At 41.7% G+C, this 21,283-nt stretch carries 14 protein-coding genes, 1 tRNA gene, 1 pseudogene and 1 riboswitch; of the genes and pseudogenes, 14 read left to right on the forward strand and 2 right to left on the reverse strand.

Annotation, left to right across the window (positions count from 1 at the left end; translation table 11 throughout):
• From ACEYJ7_RS08260 to tsaB, 8 genes and pseudogenes are all read left to right on the forward strand, one after another.
• A pseudogene (locus ACEYJ7_RS08260) lies at positions 1-763 on the forward strand (ATP-dependent metalloprotease); the annotation flags it as partial.
• 125 nt (positions 764-888) lie between these two features.
• The gene (locus ACEYJ7_RS08265; RefSeq protein ID WP_373778596.1) at positions 889-2,676 is read left to right on the forward strand and encodes a DUF4153 domain-containing protein; all 1,788 of its coding nucleotides are present in this window, start codon (positions 889-891) and stop codon (positions 2,674-2,676) included.
• Between the two features lie 185 nt (positions 2,677-2,861).
• Complete coding sequence (locus ACEYJ7_RS08270) at positions 2,862-4,070, forward strand: aromatic amino acid transporter (protein WP_373778597.1); 1,209 nt, start codon at positions 2,862-2,864, stop codon at positions 4,068-4,070.
• A 142-nt stretch (positions 4,071-4,212) separates the two neighbouring features.
• Positions 4,213-4,695, forward strand: coding sequence for a leucine-responsive transcriptional regulator Lrp (gene lrp / locus ACEYJ7_RS08275; RefSeq protein WP_373778598.1), 483 nt, complete (start codon positions 4,213-4,215; stop codon positions 4,693-4,695).
• Between the two features lie 9 nt (positions 4,696-4,704).
• Positions 4,705-7,386: a DNA translocase FtsK gene (locus ACEYJ7_RS08280; protein ID WP_373778599.1), complete on the forward strand. Its 2,682-nt coding sequence runs from the start codon at positions 4,705-4,707 to the stop codon at positions 7,384-7,386.
• 36 nt (positions 7,387-7,422) lie between these two features.
• The gene (locus tag ACEYJ7_RS08285; protein WP_373778600.1) at positions 7,423-8,274 is read left to right on the forward strand and encodes a neutral zinc metallopeptidase; all 852 of its coding nucleotides are present in this window, start codon (positions 7,423-7,425) and stop codon (positions 8,272-8,274) included.
• 168 nt (positions 8,275-8,442) lie between these two features.
• The gene (gene aroG / locus ACEYJ7_RS08290; RefSeq protein ID WP_373778601.1) at positions 8,443-9,513 is read left to right on the forward strand and encodes a 3-deoxy-7-phosphoheptulonate synthase AroG; all 1,071 of its coding nucleotides are present in this window, start codon (positions 8,443-8,445) and stop codon (positions 9,511-9,513) included.
• Between the two features lies 1 nt (position 9,514).
• Positions 9,515-10,207: a tRNA (adenosine(37)-N6)-threonylcarbamoyltransferase complex dimerization subunit type 1 TsaB gene (gene tsaB, locus ACEYJ7_RS08295; protein WP_373778602.1), complete on the forward strand. Its 693-nt coding sequence runs from the start codon at positions 9,515-9,517 to the stop codon at positions 10,205-10,207.
• A 69-nt stretch (positions 10,208-10,276) separates the two neighbouring features.
• On the opposite strand, the gene lysC is transcribed toward tsaB, so the two are convergent.
• Complete coding sequence (gene lysC / locus ACEYJ7_RS08300; RefSeq protein ID WP_373778603.1) at positions 10,277-11,629, reverse strand: lysine-sensitive aspartokinase 3; 1,353 nt, start codon at positions 11,627-11,629, stop codon at positions 10,277-10,279.
• A 103-nt stretch (positions 11,630-11,732) separates the two neighbouring features.
• A riboswitch (Lysine riboswitch) is annotated at positions 11,733-11,925 on the reverse strand.
• Between the two features lie 232 nt (positions 11,926-12,157).
• Here lysC and mepA point away from each other — a divergent pair.
• From mepA to ACEYJ7_RS08330, 6 genes are all read left to right on the forward strand, one after another.
• Positions 12,158-12,982, forward strand: coding sequence for a penicillin-insensitive murein endopeptidase (gene mepA / locus ACEYJ7_RS08305; protein WP_373778604.1), 825 nt, complete (start codon positions 12,158-12,160; stop codon positions 12,980-12,982).
• A 73-nt stretch (positions 12,983-13,055) separates the two neighbouring features.
• A complete protein-coding gene (locus ACEYJ7_RS08310) occupies positions 13,056-14,975 on the forward strand; it encodes a DNA topoisomerase III (protein ID WP_373778605.1) in 1,920 nt (639 codons plus the stop codon).
• A gap of 127 nt (positions 14,976-15,102) precedes the next feature.
• Positions 15,103-15,429, forward strand: a complete 327-nt coding sequence (secG, locus tag ACEYJ7_RS08315) for a preprotein translocase subunit SecG (protein WP_373778606.1) — start codon at positions 15,103-15,105, stop codon at positions 15,427-15,429.
• Positions 15,430-15,441: 12 nt separating this feature from the next.
• A tRNA-Leu gene (locus ACEYJ7_RS08320) sits at positions 15,442-15,527 on the forward strand.
• Between the two features lie 52 nt (positions 15,528-15,579).
• Positions 15,580-16,119: a hypoxanthine phosphoribosyltransferase gene (hpt, locus tag ACEYJ7_RS08325; RefSeq protein WP_373778607.1), complete on the forward strand. Its 540-nt coding sequence runs from the start codon at positions 15,580-15,582 to the stop codon at positions 16,117-16,119.
• Between the two features lie 96 nt (positions 16,120-16,215).
• Positions 16,216-18,366 (forward strand): transglycosylase SLT domain-containing protein, encoded by a 2,151-nt coding sequence (locus tag ACEYJ7_RS08330; protein WP_373778608.1) that lies wholly within the window; start codon positions 16,216-16,218, stop codon positions 18,364-18,366.
• A gap of 130 nt (positions 18,367-18,496) precedes the next feature.
• Here ACEYJ7_RS08330 and ACEYJ7_RS08335 read toward each other — a convergent pair whose 3' ends face one another.
• A complete protein-coding gene (locus ACEYJ7_RS08335) occupies positions 18,497-21,010 on the reverse strand; it encodes a glycogen/starch/alpha-glucan phosphorylase (RefSeq protein WP_373778609.1) in 2,514 nt (837 codons plus the stop codon).
• Positions 21,011-21,283 lie beyond the last annotated feature (273 nt).

A 21,283-nucleotide genomic window follows, 5' to 3' on the forward strand; every position in this document is an offset into this window, starting at 1 on the left:
AATCAATATGGGACCGGAACGCCGTTCAATGATTATGACCGAAGAACAAAAAATTTCGACGGCGTATCATGAAGCCGGGCATGCAATTGTCGGTTATCTTATGCCGGAACACGATCCGGTACATAAAGTAACGATTATTCCGCGCGGACGTGCGTTAGGCGTCACCTTCTTCTTACCGGAAGGCGATAAAATCAGTATCAGTCATAAACAGCTTGAAGGAAAATTGGCAAGTACCTATGGCGGACGTTTGGCGGAAGAGTTGATCTACGGTAAAGAAAATATCTCAACCGGGGCATCAAGTGATATTCAAGTCGCTTCTAATATTGCTCGTCGTATGGTGACGGAATGGGGCTTTTCAGAGAATTTAGGTCCGATTCTTTATAAAGAGGAAGAAAGCTTCGGTGCGCCGAAAGTGGTTTCAGACGCAACGGCGGAATTGATTGATCAAGAAGTACGTAAAATTGTTGATCGTAACTATGAACGGGCAAGAAAGGTTCTTGAAGAGAATATGGATATCTTGCATGCAATGAAAGATGCGTTAATGAAATATGAAACCATCGATATGCCACAGATTAAAAACTTAATGGAGCGTAAACCGGTCGGTGAGCCTGCAGGTTGGAGAGAAAACGATAATGGCAGTAGCGATACGCCTTCTGAGCCTTCCAATGATGTAAAAACAATGGAAAAGTCTAAAGAAGATAAAGCGGCTTCTGACAATAAATTAGGTGATTCTGTGGCAGATAGCGAAGCAGACGCAAAATAAAAAGGTAATGAAATAAAAAACCGAGTGATGATATTACTCGGTTTTTTTATTTCTGTTTTATCTTGTTGCAAGCGGTTGGAATTTCGCTAAAATTTGCAAATTTTTCACGAAAAAGGACCGCTTGTATGGCAATTTTTTCTTCTCTTTCGGATTCGTTTCGCCAAATATGGAAAAAATATCCGATTGAAATTTTACTGAGTTTAGTCACCTTCGTTGCGATTCTATTCGCTGATTTGCGCACTCCGATCAACGAAGACGAGTCCATATTTCTCTTTATTTTACTTTTCCCGAATTTCTTTACTGTCATTTATTTGATGAATATTCATCGGTTCCATTATTTGTGGTCGATTTTGTATCCGATATTGGGTTCGGCATTAGCCTATGCCTTTGGATTTAAAGGACATGAACAGGTTTTTCTCGGATTGTATTTCGTTCATGTAATCCTGTTTTTCACCCGTGGATTTAATCCGGATAACCGTCATTTTATTTATAACATGATAACCTCCGCAATCAATTTGGCTTTTGCTCTGATTTTAGCCGGAATTGTTGCAGGCAGTATATTTCTGATTCATATCAGCATTGATGCCTTGTTTAAGCTGAAACTGTTTGAGGAGTATTTTTTAGGTAAGTTGTGCTGGGGCGTGTTTGTTTTCTGTACGGCATTCTTTTTTCTTATTTTAGAAAATAGGACTGCACCTTATGGCGAGCAACGTGAAAGCTTGCTACAGGTAGGGGAAATTCTGATTAATTATATTTTTTCACCTATCGTGATGATCTATACGCTGATTGTTTATCTTTATTTAGTCACGATTTTATTTGCCTTTGAATTACCGGTCAGTAGTGTTTCTACCATTATTTTACCGTATATCGGTTTAGGGTTGCTTTGTATTGCGTTACGCCAATTCTCAGAAAATCCGAAATGGCAATGGTTTTATTGTCATTTTGCCTATTTTTCGATTATTCCGCTCGGGCTGTTATGGCTAGGAATTTATGAACGCATTTCAACCTACGGTTTTACGATCGTTCGTATATGGTTGATTGCGATTTCTCTGTTAGTGACTTTATTTGTTGTGTTTTCGTTACATAAAAAATGGTTGCAATATCGTTTATTCAGTTTGATGACGATGATTTCCATCATTGTGATGACGATGGTCATTTCTCCGGAAAAAATTGCTTTAAACAGCCAGCAGCAACGTTTTATTACGATCATGAAACAACTTAACGGCTTAGATGAAAACGGAAAAATTCGTGCGGAATTTCTTTCAAATACCTATAAACATAAAGTGGTAGATAAAGAGAAATATAAACAGCTTAATGATTTATATTATTTCTATCTTGATAATCCGAGTATGATTGAGTTTTATGGTCAAGAGTCTTTAAGTACTTTGGCGTCTATTTATTATGAGTTCGACAACGCGCCTGCCGGGCAGGATTATGTTTATGTTAAAGGGCTTGAAAGCGTAGCGAATGAGGAACTGATACATTCTCGTCAACGCGGGTTAGCTATTGATATAAGCCAATATCGTGAATTTGTCCCGGCGGCAAGAGGTGATTTGTTGGTTGTTTCTGCCAATGATGATCCTAGTGGTATCGTTACCTTTACAGAAAACGGTCAACCGTTACATTTTTCTCCGGAAAAAGCGCCTATCAGTATTGTTTCATCGTATCACTCTGAATTACTTTTTTCATTTAATGAAGAGTATGTACAACGTGTGCTACGTAAACACGGTATTAAACTTGCTACCCGATACGATTATCAGCAATTAGTGCCGGCTTTAAATGAGTTACTTGAAATTAAGACAGAGAAGGGGGAGTTGTTAGTGTTTGATTCCATCAAATTGTTTTATATTGAAAAAGGCAATTTCAAAGGTTATGTGTTTGTGGGCGGAGAGTTGAGCGGTTATTTTCGCTAATACGCTATTTTCACCTTACAAGCGGTGAGATTCTCAACTTTTTTTGCAAAAATGAGGGAAGCGCTCTCACCTTGTTGGGGCTGAATATAAGTTGTACATATAAATTTGCAATCGTATTAGAATTTTTACATTTTTATGATGCTATTTGCTAGAATGCGCTCCTATTTATCCATTTTGAGGTCTCTATGAAAAATAAAACCTTTGGTAGTGCGCTAATTGTTGCAGGAACAACAATCGGTGCAGGAATGTTGGCAATGCCGTTAACCTCTGCGGAGATGGGCTTTGGCTACACGTTAATTCTATTATTCTTATTATGGGCGTTGCTTTCTTACAGTGCCTTATTGTTTGTGGAAGTATATCAAAAAGCGGAACGTAAAGACGCGGGTATCGCCACTTTAGCCGAACAGCACTTCGGTATGGTAGGGCGTGTTCTTGCCACGCTTTCGCTTGTTATTTTTATGTATGCGATCTTGACGGTTTACACCCTTGGCGGCGGTAACTTGTTCGAACAGTTTTTAACTTTTGCCGGTGATAATGCAGGAAGTGTGGCAATCGTTCTATTTGTTGTCATTTTTGCGATTGCGGTGACAATAGGTACCGGTGCGGTGGATGCTTTCACCCGTTTACTTTTTATTGCTAAATTGATTGCTTTTGCGCTGGTGTTATTTTTTATGTTACCAAAAGTGACGATGCAAAACTTAGGCGCAATGCCATTGAAATATTTAGCGATTATTTCAGCAAGTCCAGTTTTCTTTACCTCTTTCGGTTTTCATGTCGTGATTCCGAGTATCAATAACTATTTAGATGGTGATATTCGCCGTTTACGTATCGCTATTATTTGCGGTACCGGAATTCCGTTGGCCGCTTATATCGTGTGGCAAATGGCAACTCACGGTGTTTTTGAACAGGTGCGATTTGTGGAGATTATTCGTGAAAATCCGACACTAAACGGCTTGGTTGATGCGACTTATCAAGCGACAGGCAGTAATTTAATCAGTGGTGCGGTGAGAATTTTCTCCGCGTTAGCGTTAATTACCTCCTTCCTTGGTGTCGCATTAGCATTGGTCGATTGTTTAGACGATTTACTCAAACGTGTAAATGTAACGGCTAACCGCATTACATTAAGTCTGTTAACTTTTGTACCTGTGTTGTTATTCTCTTTATTCTATCGTGACTTCTTAGGGGTCTTAACTTACGCCGGTCAGATGTTTACTTTCTATGGTTTAGTGTTACCGGTGGGTATGGCATGGATGCTCAGACGCAAATACCCTGACCTGCCGTATCGTGTCCTCGGTGGTAATATTGGTTTATTCGTAGCGTTAATTTTAGGTCTTCTTATTATTAATGTGCCTTTCTTAATTAAAGCAGGATATTTACCAACCGTTGTCGGTTAAGCTTGATTATCTTGAGAAAAATAAAATCCGATCGTATTACAAGCGGTCGGATTTTTTTATTTTTTTGCAAATAGATTTAGACCTGATGATTATTCCCTTGTAAAATGAGTAAATTAGAACAAAACGCTAAAAAGGTGAAAAAATGGAAAATAAAAAACTACCTAAAGCCCTCGATGCTATTGATTTAAAAATTTTGAACGAATTACAGCGCAACGGAAAAATTTCGAATATCGAACTTTCTAAACGTGTCGGATTATCGCCGACGCCATGCTTGGAGCGTGTGAAACGTTTGGAAAAGCAAAATGTCATAATGGGATATCGTGCATTGCTGAATCCGGAATTACTGGAAGCACCGCTATTGGTCATTGTGGAAATTACTTTAGTTCGTGGTAAACCGGATGTGTTTGAAGAATTTAATCGTGAAGTACAGCAGCTAGATGAAATTCAGGAATGTCATTTGGTTTCCGGTGATTTTGATTATTTGCTCAAAACCCGTGTTGCTGATATGGCGGCGTATCGTAAGTTATTAGGAACGACGCTGTTACGTTTACCGGGAGTAAACGACACGCGGACTTACGTTGTAATGGAAGAAGTGAAACAAACCAACTATTTGCTGTTGAAATAAGGATTTGATGTGATTGACCGTTTAAGAGGAAAAGAGAATTTAATTAAGCTGGTTTTATTGTTGACCACGGCTATCGGCTTATATCTTATTATTGCTTGGGCAAGTTATAGTCCGCTGGATAATGCTTGGTCCGTCGCCAGTTCCGCGACTCATCATGTATTAAATAAAACAGGTGCTCTCGGTGCATGGATCATTGATATTTTATTTAGTGCGTTTGGTAAAGTCGCCTTTGTTTTCCCATTCGGGCTAACGTTTACTGCGGTTTATATTTTAGTTTTACGGTTAGCTGATGAGTTAAATTGGCGTGAAATGATCGCTTGGTTTGTTAGTTTTTTATTACTCATCATTGGGTTGTCAGGATTAGCAAACGTGATTTTATCGAATTCAGCTTACTATTTATCCGGCGGTGTTGTTGGCGGTTTGCTTAATGATTTTGTCAGCGACTCGTTAGGTCAGTTTGGGGTGTTGTTTATTTCCATGCTGTTGACTGCAGTCGGTTTCTATTTTTGTTCAGGGCAGATTATTATCGGTTTATTTAACCGTTTATATCATTGGATTATCGGTACTCCTAAAGATCAGCTTGTACCGTTATCTAAAAAGACGCCTCGTCATAATGATGTTATGCCGGAAACAGTAGAACTTGAAAATTCGGAAGAACTAGAAGAAAGCCAATTAACCGATGTTTCTGTTTTTTCTCGTCCGAATATTACCGGTTTGAAAAATACTGGGCAGTCTGTATCGGCAGTGACTACAGAAACGGTAACGGCGGCAACTCAAGATGCTATATCCGACGATTCAATGTATAGCATACATTCGGAAACTCATTTACCCAAAGTAAGTGTGCCGGAATCTATTTCACATCCGGTATTTTCATCAACAAATGAAAATACGATGCACGAAATACCTTCTGTACAAGAAGAACGTGTTATGCCGACAATTCGTCTAAATCCTCAGGCTTCTGTTAACCCACCATCGGCTTCAAAAGAGGACGCAAATGTCATTGCGGGATATCAACCAAACGAGATACAAAACGAAGGGCAGCCAAAATTTGTCGGTAATATGATACCGCAGGTCCAACTTGAACCGATTCAGGAAGGGCATAAACCGGTACAAGAAGAGTTGGTCTTTGAACCTAAAACTCAATCATCTCCGTATCCGAAAGGTTATGGTGACAGTTTGATTCATCCGCTGTTGCAACGTAGAAAAACGGTAGAAAAACCAACCACGCCGTTTCCAACAATCGATTTACTTACAGCAACTCCGGCAACGACTCAACAAATTACGAAACAAGAAATTCTGGAAACGTCAGACCGTATTGAACGAGCATTAGCGAGTTTCGGGGTGAAAGCTTCCGTTGAAGATGTGTTAGTGGGGCCAGTGGTTACCCGTTATGAAATTTTACCGGCAGACGGTGTCCGAGTATCTAAAATTGCCAATCTTGGTAGTGATTTAGCACGGGCATTGATCTTTAAAGCGATCCGAATTACTGATGTCGTACCGGGCAAGCCATATATGGGTATTGAAACACCGAATCGCCATCGTGAAACGGTATGGTTGCGCGATGTGTTGGATAGTAATGAATTTCGTCATAGTCAGACAACTTTACCAATGGCGCTTGGTAAGGATATTAGCGGTCAACCTGTGGTGGTGGATATGGCAAAAATGCCGCATTTATTAGTAGCAGGACAAACCGGTGGGGGAAAATCGGTCGGGGTAAACACCATGATTTTAAGTCTGTTGTTTAAACTGACGCCGGAACAAGTTCGCTTTATTATGATTGATCCGAAGGTTGTCGAACTTTCTATCTATAATGATATTCCGCATTTATTAACACCGGTCGTGACAGACATGAAAAAAGCTGAAAATGCATTGCGTTGGGCCGTGGAGGAGATGGAACGTCGTTACTTGCTTGTAAGCAGTTTAAGTGTCCGTAATATTGAAGGATATAACGACAAGATTGAAAAAGCGGCAGAAATGAATTTACCGATTCCGAATCCGTTATGGAGACCACGTGATTCAATGGATGAATTGGCTCCGCCATTGGAAAAAATGAGTTATATCGTTCTTATTGTGGATGAGTTCGCTGATTTAATGATGTCTGCGGGAAAACAGGTCGAAGATCATATCATGCGGATTGCTCAAAAAGCTCGCGCAGTCGGTATTCACTTGATTTTGGCGACTCAACGACCTTCAACGGATGTGATTACCGGTGTTATCAAAGCGAACATTCCGAGCCGTATTGCATTTACGGTAGCGAGCCAAATTGACTCTCGTACAATTTTAGACAAAGGCGGTGCGGAATCTTTATTAGGCAGAGGTGATATGCTCTATTCCGGTGCGGGAAGCCCGGAAATTATACGTATTCACGGTGCATTTATGACGGATGATGATGTTCAGCGTGTTGCAGATAACTGGCGTGCGCGTGGTAAACCATCATATATTGAAAATATTACGGCTTCGGTTGATGACGATAATGGGTCAGGCGAGCGAGGTACAAGCGGTGACTTAGACCCATTATTTGACGAAGTAACGCAATTTATGATTGATAGCGGTACGACATCAATCAGTGGTATTCAGCGCCGTTTCTCAATTGGTTTTAACCGTGCGGCACGGATTATCGATCAATTGGAAGAGCAAGGTATTATCTCTGCGGCAGATAATCGCGGTAAAAGAGAACTGTTGGCAAGATAACTTTCAAATAAAACGAGGATAAAAAGGTAAATTATTATGCGTTTAGGTAACGAAAAAGAGAGTAGAAATGTGGAAGATCGTCGTAGTCAAGGCTACTCAGGCAGACGAGTTTCTATTGGTGGTGGAAAAGGGGGGATTTTAGGCTTTATTATTTTATTGATCGGCGCTTATTATGGCGTAGATTTATCGGGGGTAATTAGTCTTGGTCAAGAAAACCAATATGAGCAGAGCCAAAGTAGCACGATTTCCTCCGAAGAAGCCGAGCTAAAAACACTTTCCAGTAAAGTGTTATACACAACGGAACGTATTTGGGGCGATTATTTTAAGCAGAATGGTTTAACTTACCGTGAACCGACGTTGGTGCTTTATCGCGGAGCAACAAGTACCGCTTGTGGTGTTGGTCAATCAGTGATGGGACCGTTTTATTGTCCGGCGGATGAAAAAATTTATCTCGATCTTTCTTTTTATAACGATATGAAAACGAAGTTAAAAGCTTCAGGTGATTTTGCTTTTGCTTATGTTATAGCTCATGAAGTCGGTCATCATGTGCAGCATCAATTAGGAATTACTCAAAAAACACAACAAGCACAACGTAGTGCGGGTAGCCAAAGAGTGGCAAATCAAATCTCAGTGAATGTTGAGCTACAAGCAGACTGTTTTGCCGGTGTATGGGGTTACCAAATCCAAAAAGAGGGTAAATTAGATGCGGGAGATATTGAAGAAGCCTTTTTAGCGGCAGAAGCAGTGGGAAATGATCGTATCCAACAACAGAGCCAAGGGCGAGTGATTCCGGATAGTTTTACCCACGGTTCATCCGCTCAGCGTTTGACATGGTTTAGAAAAGGTTTGCAGTCCGGAAACCCGAATGTATGTAATACTTTTCAGTAATCGGATATAAAACATTCAATTGTATTGATGTACTATTAAAGCAGTACAAATCTATTTGACAATGTAGATAGATTCTTCTACCTTAGTCCGTGATTTAGTGTGGTAGCCAATGGTCGAAAGACAATTGGTCTTAAAAAATGAGATGTAACCAGTATAGTGAGACTAAAAATGATGTACAAAAATGATGACCTCAGAATTAATAAAATTGAAGAGCTCTTACCTCCTGTAGCGCTATTAGAGCGCTTCCCTGCTAGCGATGTGGCGGCAGAAACTGTCGAAAAAACACGTTCGGCAATCCATAAAATTATTCATGGTGCGGATGATCGCTTATTAGTGGTTATTGGTCCTTGCTCAATTCACGATCCGAAAGCAGCGTTGGAATATGCGCACAAAATCAAAGAGATTCGTGACAACCCAAAAATTAACCAAAATTTAGAAGTCGTTATGCGTGTTTATTTTGAAAAACCGCGTACTACAGTAGGTTGGAAAGGGTTAATTAATGATCCTTATTTGAATGAAACTTTTGCTTTGAATGATGGTTTACGTATTGCGCGCAAAGTATTATCGGATATTAATGATTTAACCGTACCGGCCGCCGGTGAATTTTTAGATATGATCACTCCGCAATATGTGGCTGATTTTATGAGCTGGGGAGCAATTGGTGCAAGAACGACGGAATCTCAAGTCCACCGCGAATTGGCTTCCGGTTTATCTTGCGCCGTTGGTTTTAAAAATGCCACTAATGGCGGTGTAAAAATCGCCTTAGATGCTATCGGTGCAGCAGAAGCTCCTCACCATTTCTTATCGGTAACAAAATTCGGTCATTCAGCGATTGTTTCTACTGCGGGAAATCCAGATTGTCATATTATTTTACGTGGTGGAGATCATGCAACAAACTATGATGCAGAATCAATTGCAAAGGTTTGCGCGGATATTGAGAAATCCGGACGTCGTCCGCATGTAATGGTAGACTTCAGCCATGCAAACAGTCAGAAACAATTCAAACGCCAAATGGATGTGTGTGACAGCGTTGCCCAACAGATCGCAAACGGATCGCATCTGATTTCAGGGGTAATGATCGAAAGCCACCTTGTTGAAGGTCGCCAAGATTTAGTTGAAGGTAAAGAATTAGTTTACGGACAAAGTATTACCGATGCTTGTATTGGCTGGGAAGATAGCGAAAAAGCATTATTCCAATTGGCGGAAGCTGTAGAAAAACGCCGCAAATTAAACCAATAAAATGAATAAAACAATATTAGCATTAGACACAGCCACCGAAGCATGCTCTGTGGCTTTGTTACATCAGCAAAAAGTCACATTTACGGATGAATTAAGCCCCCGCACTCATACTCAACGTATTTTACCGATGATTGATGAGTTACTGTCCAATGCAGGGATTTCAATTAAAGATGTTGATATCCTTGCCTTTGGGCGTGGTCCGGGTAGTTTTACGGGCGTACGTGTCGGAGTCGGTATTGCTCAAGGTTTGGCTCTCGGTGCAGAATTGTCGGTAGTTCCGATTTCAAATTTATTAGTAATGGCAGAAGCGGCTTATCAGCAGTCAGCTGCGAAAAATGTGATTGCACTGATTGATGCACGAATGAATGAAGTTTATTTTGCCCAATTTGCAAGAACGGAGAATGGTTGGAAAGAAGTGATTGCGGAGCAAGTTTGTTCACCGGAAAAAGCGATCAGTCAAATTCTGCCAAACGATGATTATGTGGTTGTCGGTACCGGTTGGACCGCTTATCCGCAATTTACCGAAGCGACTTTGAATGTACAAATAAGCGAGATCACCTTGCCCTCTGCGCAATATATGCTGCCATTAGCCTTAACGGCGATTACTCAGGGAAATATTCAATCTGCGTTAGAGATTGAACCGGTTTATTTGCGTAATGAAGTGACTTGGCAGAAATTACCGCACAAGCGGTGAGTTTCGACGATTATTTTGCAAAAAGGGCAAGTCCATTGGATTTGCCCTTTTGGTTATCAGAGCAGCGTTTTATTCAAAAAGTGCTGCGTGTAAACCGCGGATAACCTCATCGGCTTCGCTGTTTTTCACCAAAGTACAAACATTGTTTGTGCTTGCACCGTAGCTGATTAAGCGAATATTGTACGGAGACAATGTACCGAATAATTGTTTTGCAATACCGGATTGAGTATGTAAGTTATTGCCGATAATCGCCACAAGTGCTAAATCGTTTTCTACTTGAACGTTACAGTGTTGACGTAATTCTGCTAACAATGCTTCAGATAACATATCCGCACCGGAAGATGCCGATCCTGTTTTATCTAAGGTGAGCGCAATGCTGACTTCAGAGGTGGTGATAACATCCACAGAAATTTTGTGTTGAGCCAAAATGGCAAATACTTTCGCTAAGAAACCTTGTGCGTGCAGCATACTTAAGCTTGAAAGCGTCAATAATGTTTGGTTGCGTCGCAATGCTAAAGCACGGAAGGTCGGACGAGGTTGCGGGTCACGCGTTACCCAAGTTCCGCCTTGTTCCAGGGCTTTACTTGAACCGACATAAACAGGAATATTACTACGAACGGCTGGCAATAACGTTGCAGGGTGAAGTACTTTAGCACCAAAGGTTGCCATCTCTGCCGCTTCGTTGAAGCTCATTGTATCAATGCGTTGCGCGGCAGGTACAACACGTGGGTCTGTGGTATAGATGCCCGGTACATCGGTCCAGATTAACACATCATCCGCATTCAATACTTCTGCAAGTAATGCAGCAGAGTAGTCACTACCGCCACGACCTAATGTTGTGGTTTTACCTTCATCATCACGACCGATAAAGCCTTGAGTAATAACCACTTTCCCTTCGGCAATCAGCGGTTTGACAATCGCATCGGATTGTTTTTGGGTTTTTTCATCGTTTGGCGCTGCCTTACCATAGTGATTATTGGTTGCCACAATATTCCGTACATCAACCCAAATTGCAGGGAAATTTCTTTCTTGCAATAGTTGGGTGAAAATCTTGGTTGACATCATTTCACCGTGGCAGATAAGTTCGTCAGTGAGTGCGGTAGACGTTGCAAGGCTTGCTGATTCGGCAAGGGCGGCAACGTGTTCTAACAACGCATCAACATCCGCTGACACTGCTTGAGGTTGTTGTAATTTCTCAATGATGTTGTATTGAATGGTACGAACGGCATCTAAAATTTCAGTACGGCGTGCTAAATCACAACCATTTGCCAATTCAACGAGATAGTTGGTGACGCCTGCAGAAGCAGAAAGTACGACAACGCGAGTATTAGGGTCTGCAGTTACAATGTTTGCACAGGCTGTCATTGCATCAAAATTTGCAACGCTCGTACCACCAAATTTTGCCACGGAAAGATGAGACATAATTAAAATTTCCTATAGAGTTAAATAAAAATTGTGTTTACAAAATAAAGGCTGAAGTTTTAGAGAGGAAATAGAATTGAGTTACTTTTGGCTTTGTGTATACAAAATTAAGAGCACTCCATTTAAAACGCACATACAATATCGTTTTAAACGACAGCTGATAGGATTCAACCTGCTCAGCCGATGATCATTCCTGTCTAGTGAATTCACATCTCGGCAATCACTCCCATCACTTATTCTCAATCGGTCTAGTTCCCTAAAATAAGTTGCCTGAGCGTTGCGCCTCTCCCGCTATAATTTGAATTATAACTTTAGTTCGTAAGGCTACGAAAAACGCACATATAAATAACTTTTTCTTATGCTTATGTCAAATAAAATTTATTAAATTGGTGTATCTTAATTCAACACAATATGTCGACGGCTAAAAAACAAACAGAGTATTTTCACTTCAGCCTTTTGCTTTTCAATCGGGCTTACTCTAAAATGACGCAATTAAATCAGCATATTCATTCATATTAGGAAAGCATAATGAGATTATTTAATACGCTCTTGATTTCAGTCGCTGTTTTTTCCGCTTCGGCAGTCGCATCGCAGTGGGAGCAAATCAAGGCGCCGGTCGCAGGTAAAGCACAATCGATCGGTGGATATAGTAACGGATGTATTATCGGCGCCCAACCGCTTGCGTTGAAAGGCGAGGGATATCAAGTTATTCGTTCGATTAAAAATCGTTACTACGGCCATCCGCAATTACTCGGCTACTTACAACATTTAGGTAAACGAGCAAAGGCATCAGGAATTCCGCCGATTTTGATTGGTGATATGGGAATGCCTGCCGGAGGACGATTTTCTTCCGGTCACGCCAGCCATCAAACGGGTTTAGATGCTGACATTTGGTTACGTTTCGGACCGATGGACGATGCAACCGCCCGTAATCCTGCCGGGCTTGCAACCATTATGGTCGACCGTAGTGCCAATGTGGTGGATGAAAAATTATGGACAAACAATCACACTAAATTAATTAAATTGGCAGCAACGGATCCGCGAGTAGATCGCATCTTTGTTAATCCGGCAATTAAGGTAAAATTGTGTAATACGGCAGGAACTGATCGTGAATGGCTACGTAAAATTCGCCCTTGGTATGCACACGACTCACATTTTCATGTGCGCTTAACTTGTCCGGCTGATGCAACAAATTGTGAAAACCAAGCCGCCATACCGGCAGGAGACGGCTGCGGGGCGGAACTGTATTCTTGGTTTGAGCCGGCAAAGCCGTCTAGTACAACGCCAAAAGCTAAAACGATTCCTCAACCGCCTCAGCTTTGTCAGATGATTTTGTCATCAAACGGGCTTTAAATGATGAGGGTGCGAGAACGCACCCTTTGACATTATTTCCATTAACGTTTTCCAATCTAACTTATTACATTTTATGCGTTTATTTATAGCTGAAAAACCAAGTCTTGGACGTGCTATTGCCGATGTATTGCCGAAACCGCATACCCGCGGAGACGGCTTTATCCAATGCGGTGAAGATAACGTAGTGACTTGGTGTATCGGTCATTTATTGGAACAGGCGGAACCTGATGCTTATGATGAGCGCTTTAAAATATGGCGGATGGAACATCTACCGATTATTCCCGAACAGTGGAAGCTCGTTCCGAAAAAAGAGACGCTTAAACAGCTTAAAGTGGTCGAGCGTTTAATCCAACAAGCGGATATCCTAATTAATGCAGGAGATCCGGATAGAGAAGGACAGCTGCTGGTGGATGAAGTTTTTGGCTATCTAAATTTAAGTGCCGAAAGAAAAGCGCAGATTCAGCGGTGTTTGATAAGCGATCTTAATCCGAATGCGGTAAAAAAATCGATTGAAAAATTGCAATTTAATCGCGATTTCATACCGCTTGCAACCTCCGCATTGGCTCGAGCCAGAGCCGATTGGTTATACGGCATGAATATGACCCGGGCCTATACTTTACAAGGTAGATGGGCGGGCTATAAAGGCGTGCTTTCTGTCGGTCGGGTGCAAACGCCGGTATTGGGGCTGATCGTGCGTCGAGATCTCGAAATCGAGAATTTTGTCCCAAAGGATTATTTTGAAGTATTGGCTCATATTGTCGTGCCTGAAACTCAAGAGCGTTTTACCGCACAGTGGCAGCCAAGCAAAGCCTGCGAAGATTACCAAGACGAAGAAGGACGCGTGTTGTCCCGTCCGTTAGCCGAAAACGTCGTGCAACGGATCAGCGGTCAGCCGGCATGGGTTACCGACTATCAGGATAAAATAGAAACGGAAACTGCACCATTACCTTATTCGCTTTCCGCTTTGCAGATCGATGCAGCTCGCCGTTTCGGTTTATCGGCACAAGATGTTCTGGATATTTGCCAAAAGCTGTACGAAACCCATAAATTGATTACTTATCCTCGTTCGGACAACCGCTACTTACCTAACGAACATTTTGCCGAAAGATTTAAAGTGATGGCAGCGATAGCCCACCATTTATCGGAATATGCCGAAAAACCGGCAGTGCTCGATTCGAATCAGAAAAATCGTTGTTGGAATGACAACAAAGTTGAAGCGCACCATGCAATTATTCCGACGGCGCGTCAAGGGCAAGTGAATTTATCCGACAATGAACGACATATTTATCAACTTATTGCCCGCCAATATCTATTACAATTTTGTCCGGACGCAGAATATCGAAAAGGTAAAATCACCTTGAATATTGCCGGCGGAACTTTTATCGCACAAGCCCGAAATTTAGTTGTAGCCGGTTGGAAAGCGCTGCTCGGTAAGGAAGATAGTGACGAAGTAGCAGAACCGTTGTTACCTGTGGTCAAAAAAGGACAAGAACTGTGTTGTGAAAAAGGTGAAATTGTTAGCAAAAAAACACAACCGCCACGTTATTTTACGGATGCCACGTTGCTTTCGGCAATGACAGGCATTGCGCGTTTTGTACAAGATAAACAACTGAAAAAAATCTTACGGGAAACCGATGGGTTAGGCACGGAAGCTACTCGGGCAGGGATTATCGAATTGCTGTTTAAACGTGGATTTTTAATTAAAAAAGGGAGAAATATTCACAGTACTGAAGCCGGTAGAACCTTGATTTTTGCATTACCGGACTCGGCAACTCAGCCGGATATGACAGCGCATTGGGAAATGCAACTGAACGACATCAGTAAAAAACAGGCGAGCTATCAGCAGTTTATGGCAGAATTAAACGCGCGGCTACCGGATCTTTTACGATCCCCTAATCAACAAATTTTGCAAAATTTAGCCAAAATCTCACCGCTTGTAACAGGAACTAAACGTAGCTACCGTAAGAAAACGCAACAAAATGCTGAAAAATAAACCGAACGTGGGCGAATGATAAAAATCCCCTTGCAAGCAAAGACATAACCCGATATGATGCGCGCTATCGAAAGTGAATTCCGCATCATGCGGAATTTTATTTTGAACGGATTAAAAAGAGAAAACGATGTTAATTAACGTACTCACAATTGTATATCTCGTTGTTGCAATTTTCCTTGTCGGTTTTATTTTAATGCAACAAGGTAAAGGTGCAGATGCCGGTGCCTCATTCGGCGGCGGAGCGGCAGGAACGGTATTCGGTTCAGCAGGTTCTGCAAACTTTTTATCAAGAACAACAGCGATTTTAGCGATTATTTTCTTCAGTATTAGCTTAGTTATCGGTAACTTAAATGCGGACAACAAAGCACCTTCAAGTCAGTTTGAAGATTTAAGTAACGTACAACAAAAAGAAGTTATGCCGGCTAAGACAGAAAATAGCGATATTCCTCAATAAACTTAATGAAGCGCTCTGGTGGTGGAATTGGTAGACACGCTATCTTGAGGGGGTAGTGTCCAGAGGATGTGCGAGTTCGAGTCTCGCCCAGAGCACCATTTTAAAAGCCTAGCGGAATCGTTAGGCTTTTTTTTCTATGGATTCGGAATTATGAAAAAGCACCACATTGACACACTGATTTCAACAGAAGAAATTCAGCAACGTATTGCGGAATTAGCACAGGAAATCAACCAATATTATCAGCACATGAACTGTAAGAACCTTGTGGTAGTCGGGTTGTTACGCGGTTCCTTTATGTTTATGGCAGATTTGGTGCGTCAGTTGAAATTACCGGTTGAAGTGGATTTTATGACGGCATCCAGTTACGGCACCGGTACGGAATCAAGTCGTGATGTAAAAATTCTGAAAGATTTAGATGGTGAAATTCACGGTAAAGATGTACTGATTGTGGAAGATATTATCGACACCGGTTTTACATTAAGCAAAGTTCGTGAAATTTTGAAGTTACGGGATCCGAACTCTGTGGCGATTTGTACTTTGTTGGATAAGCCTTCCCGCCGTGAAGTCGATGTACCGGTAGAATGGATCGGTTTTGCGATCCCGGATGAATTTGTGGTGGGTTACGGTATTGATTATGCACAATATTATCGTAATTTAGATTACATCGCTAAAGTCGTTATTGATGAATAATTTGCAAAATTATCACCAAATAAGACCGCTTGTTGTTTGAAACTTCAAGCGGTTTTTGTATTCTAAGCAGAACGTTAAACAAAAGGAGAGTGACAAATGATGTGGAAAAAAACGGTAATTGCATTTTTAATTTCTGGTTCCTTCGCGTGGGCATCCACAACGGATAAGAAAGTCGCACCTAAAATGTGGACGGACGCAGAAGTAGCCCAGCTTCAGCAACTTTGGCAATTTGAACAATCGCAACACAACCTGCAACGTGAAAATTTTTTGCAGTTGGAATCGTTGTTGCGGGGAGCAACACGACAAGGCAATTTATCCCTCAATACCTTAGCATTAGTGAATCAACTGATGATGTCACTTAAGCATTATCCTTTGAAAGAGGATGCGGAATGGGCGTTACTTCGAGCAAAAATCGATGTAAATCAAGTGACGGATGATGAATTGAATCAGTTTATCGAGCAGTATCCGAGTACGGCAAAACGCAATAATTTAGCGCAGCTGCCGTATGAACGTTTTTATCAGCAGCAGAAATTTGAAGAACTGATTGCTTATGCGAAGACAGTTCCGCCTGCCAATGTGGAAAATCAATGCCGTTTTTTTTCGGCACAATTTCAACTGCTGGCAGAGCAACTCCAGCCAAATCCGGAAGCAGAACAAGCCGGCAATACGCAGTCTGCCGCATCGCAAGAGATGGCTCAGCTGGTTCAGCAGTTTGATCGCTTTTGGCAAGGGGTAGAAGATAACGATTTTTGGATAAACGGTGACGGTTCATTTGCGAATTATTGGAAAACCAATGCGGATTTGCCTTCTGATTGTAGTGCATTAGAAGCTTATTGGCGCGATCAAGGTTTGAAAACCAGTGACAAAGTACGCAAAAAAGTTGTGGGATTGTTTAATCTGAACGGGAAAAAAGCGATTGAAGCGATTATCGCAAATAATCAGGATGCGGCGCTGGGGGAATGGCTGAAGGCAGTTCAGAAATTATTGAACGATCCGACTTATTTGCAAACTTTTGTACAAAACCAACCGCTTGAGAGTTGGAATAAAGCATTAATTCTGAAAACATTCCCGGGCGCAATACGTGCTTTGCCGGAGCAGATGGAAACACCGGATTTTTCGATTTACCAGCGTTGGGCGGAGCAGTGGAAGTTTTCAGCAAATGAAATTCGAGAATGGAAAATCACGTTTCTTAACCGCTTCTTTGATAATACGAATGTTGCTTTTCAAACTTGGCGTGATCAGCAGATCCTCGAACTGAAAGCGGATAATCTCACGGAACGCCGCTTGCGAATGGCGATTTGGCAAAAAACCGATTTGAGGAATTGGTTGAATGTACTTTCTGCCGACGGAAAAAATAAAGCGGAATGGCGTTATTGGTTAGCGAAAGTCGAGCCGAGCCAGAAAGCGGCGCTGCTTGAACAGCTCAGTAAAGAACGCGGTTTTTACCCGATGTTGGCTGCACATCAATTAAATAAAACGTATCAGGTGACTATTCCGGAACCTAAAAAGCTGACCGAACAGCAAAAAAATCAGTACCGAAGTCAATTAGAGCGTATTGCAGAGTTGCGCCGTTTAGCGCGTTATCAGACAGCAAAAACGGTCTGGATTGAGTTATTAAAAACACTGAGTTTTGAAGAAAAATTAGCGCTGAGTGATTACGCCCAACAGCAAGACTGGTTTGATTTGGCCGTGGAAGCGACGATTCAAGCCAAAGCGTGGGATTATATCAGTTTGCGTTTGCCGCAAGCGTATTCCGATTGGTTTGATATCGCATTAGCGAATAAAACCGTGACAAAAAGTTTTGCAATGGCTATTGCCCGTCAAGAAAGCGCTTGGGATGTTCAGGCAAGATCTCATGCCAATGCTATCGGTTTGATGCAGATGCTCGGTTCAACCGCGGAGGCTACGGCTAAACTCGGCGAATTACCTTATGGTGGTGAAGCGGATTTAATCAACCCATTCCGCAATATTGTGTTAGGCACAACACATTTGTCGGAGCTCAATGCAAAATACCCGGACAACCGTATTTTAATTGCCAGTGCATATAATGCCGGACCGCATCGTGTAACCCGTTGGTTGGAAAGAGCTGGCGGTAAGTTAGAAATGGATGAGTTTATCGCTTCTATTCCGTTTTTAGAAACGCGCGGTTATGTGCAGAATGTGTTGGCTTACGACTATTATTACCAAATATTGCAGCAAAAAACGCCATTAACGATGTTTTATCCGGCGGAATTGAAGCGTTATTAAGGTTGTAAAAAAGGTATAGCAAGCAAGACAAAAGGCACTCTCGTTATGAGAATGCCTTTTTTTATGGTTGACAAGCGGTCGGTTTTTAGTAATTTTTTGCAAATTTCATGCTGGAAACGACCGCTTGTTATTACTTGATAATCAACAATTTGCTGGCTTCGTTGAGTATTTCGATCATTTTCAACTGCTCGTTGATTTGTGCTTCGGTCATCGGTTCGATGTTCCAAATATCACGTGCATAATCTAACACGGATCGGTCTGATGAGAAATAACCCATGTTCGCAATGTTGATAATTGCAGAACGTGTCCACGCTTTCTTATTACGGTATGCCTGAGCCACTTTCTCTTGGGCATCAACATAGCTACGGAAGTCTGCACAAGCCTGATAATAGTCGCCGGAATTTAAGATCAAATCTTGATAACGATACGGATCGTCCGGAGAGAATTTACCGTTTAAGATTTGTGAAATCGCTTCGTTTAATTCGGCATCTTTTTCGTAATAGTGATACGGTGAATAGCCGTTACGACGCAATTCTTCCACTTGTTCAACGGTGTTTCCGAAAATAAAGATATTATCTTTACCTACACGTTCAAGAATTTCTACATTCGCACCGTCTAACGTACCGATAGTTAAGGCGCCGTTTAATGCAAATTTCATATTAGACGTACCGGACGCTTCCGTACCAGCCAATGAAATTTGTTCTGAAACGTCCGCTGCCGGAATAATCATTTGTGCTAAGCTCACGCCGTAGTTCGGAATAAACACGACTTTTAGTAAATCTTTAATACGAGCATCATTATTGATCACTTTGGCAACATCATTGATTAAACGAATGACTTTCTTCGCGGCATAATAAGCGCTTGCGGCTTTACCGGCAAAGATAAACACGCGAGGCTGCCAATCAGCATTCGGATTTTTCAAAATGCGATTATACAGCGCAATAATGTGTAATACATTTAATTGCTGACGTTTATATTTGTGGATACGTTTGATCTGCACGTCAAAAATCGCGTCCGGATTCAATTTAATCCCTTGCGTTTGTTCAACATACGCGGCGAGTTTACGTTTGTTTTCCACTTTTACCGCTGCGATTTCGGCTTGAACGTCAGCATCATCAACAAACACATTTAGTTTATTGAGTTCGGTTAATTCGGTACGCCAATTTTTGCCGATATGTTTATCTAAAATTGCGGCCAAGCCCGGGTTTGCAATTTGAATCCAGCGACGCGGAGTTACACCGTTGGTGACGTTAGTAAAGCGGTTAGGGTAGATCTTCGCGAAATCGGCAAAGATCGATTCTACCATTAAGTCAGAATGGATTTTAGCGACACCGTTAACCTTACCGGAAGCAATAACCGCTAACCACGCCATACGAATACGGCGATCACCGTTTTCGTCGATAATGGATACACGGCTGACTAACGCATCGTCGCCCGGGAATTTCTCACGTACTTCTTGTAAGAACCAATCATTGATTTCAAAAATGATCTGTAAATGACGCGGTAAAATGCGCGCAACCATTTCTACCGGCCACGTTTCAAGCGCTTCGCTCATTAATGTATGGTTGGTATAGAAGAACGTTTTACGGGTTGTGTTCCATGCTTGTTCCCAGCTATAGCCTTTCTCATCAATTAAGATACGCATTAATTCCGGAATCGCCAAGGTTGGGTGCGTATCGTTTAAGTGGATAGCCACTTTTTCTGCAAGATTGATGCAAGATCCGGATTCAAGCTCATGGCGGCGTACAATATCTTGTACCGATGCGGAACAGAGGAAGTATTCTTGACGTAAACGTAATTCACGACCGTTATAGGTTGAATCATCAGGATAGAGAACGCGCGAGACATTTTCAGAACTGTTTTGTTGGCTCATTGCCGCAAAATAGTCACCACGGTTAAAATCGGCCAAACCGAATAATTTTTCGCCCGCGTGAGCAGACCATAAACGCAAGCTGTTAGTTGCGGTAGTTTCAAAACCCGGAATAAGTTGGTCATGGGCTTGGGCAATGATTTCTTCGTCAGGCTGCCATATGGTTTTTTTGCCTTCTTGCCAAGTTCTGCCGCCAAAACGAACAGGGAATTTTTTACTTGAACGTAAATACGGCCATGCAAATTCATTTTCTAACCAATAATCAGGGTGTTCAACTTGCTCACCGTTTTTGATTTCTTGGCGGAACATACCGTATTCATAACGAATACCGTAACCGATCGCCGGAATTTTCATTGCCGCAAGGCTGTCCATATAACATGCCGCCAAACGACCTAAACCGCCGTTACCTAAACCCGGATCGCCTTCTTCATTGATGATGTCTTCAAGGTTTTGACCAAGCTCATCAAAGGCTGCACGGATTAATTCATAAACACCTTCGGCAATCATGGCATTACTGAAGGTTCTTCCCATCAAAAATTCCATTGAAAGATAGTAAACGCGGCGGTTCGTATTTGCGGCTTGGCTACGACGGGTTTGTAACCAAGATTCCGTGGATAAATCACGAACGACGCGTAATGCGGCGTTAAGCCAGTTGCGTTTACTTGCTTCACGTGGTTCAACACCGAGTGCAAACACAAGCTTATGCAAAATTGCATTTTTCACGTTCTGAATGTTTTCAGGACTAAGATTCGTGTTTGGCTGTTTATTGGCCATTAAGAGGTACTCCTATGTATATTAAATAAGGACGAATAAAAAACGGACGCATTTTACTACAGATTTGCTAAAAACGCTTGCTAATTACACAAAAATCCTGATTGAAACCTTATTTCATCGGCTTAGAGCCGGAATAAATTTCTAAAAATGTATTGATTTATTTGTAGATTTCATTAGAATCTGCGCTCGACTTTTAAGTCAAAAATTTTTGGGAACAGCTGGGTCGCCTGCTGTTTTTGTTTAATAACGGAACCTTGAGGTTCCATTTTTTAT

Origin of the sequence: Glaesserella sp. (assembly GCF_041814905.1) — a bacterium.
GTDB lineage: Bacteria > Pseudomonadota > Gammaproteobacteria > Enterobacterales > Pasteurellaceae > Glaesserella.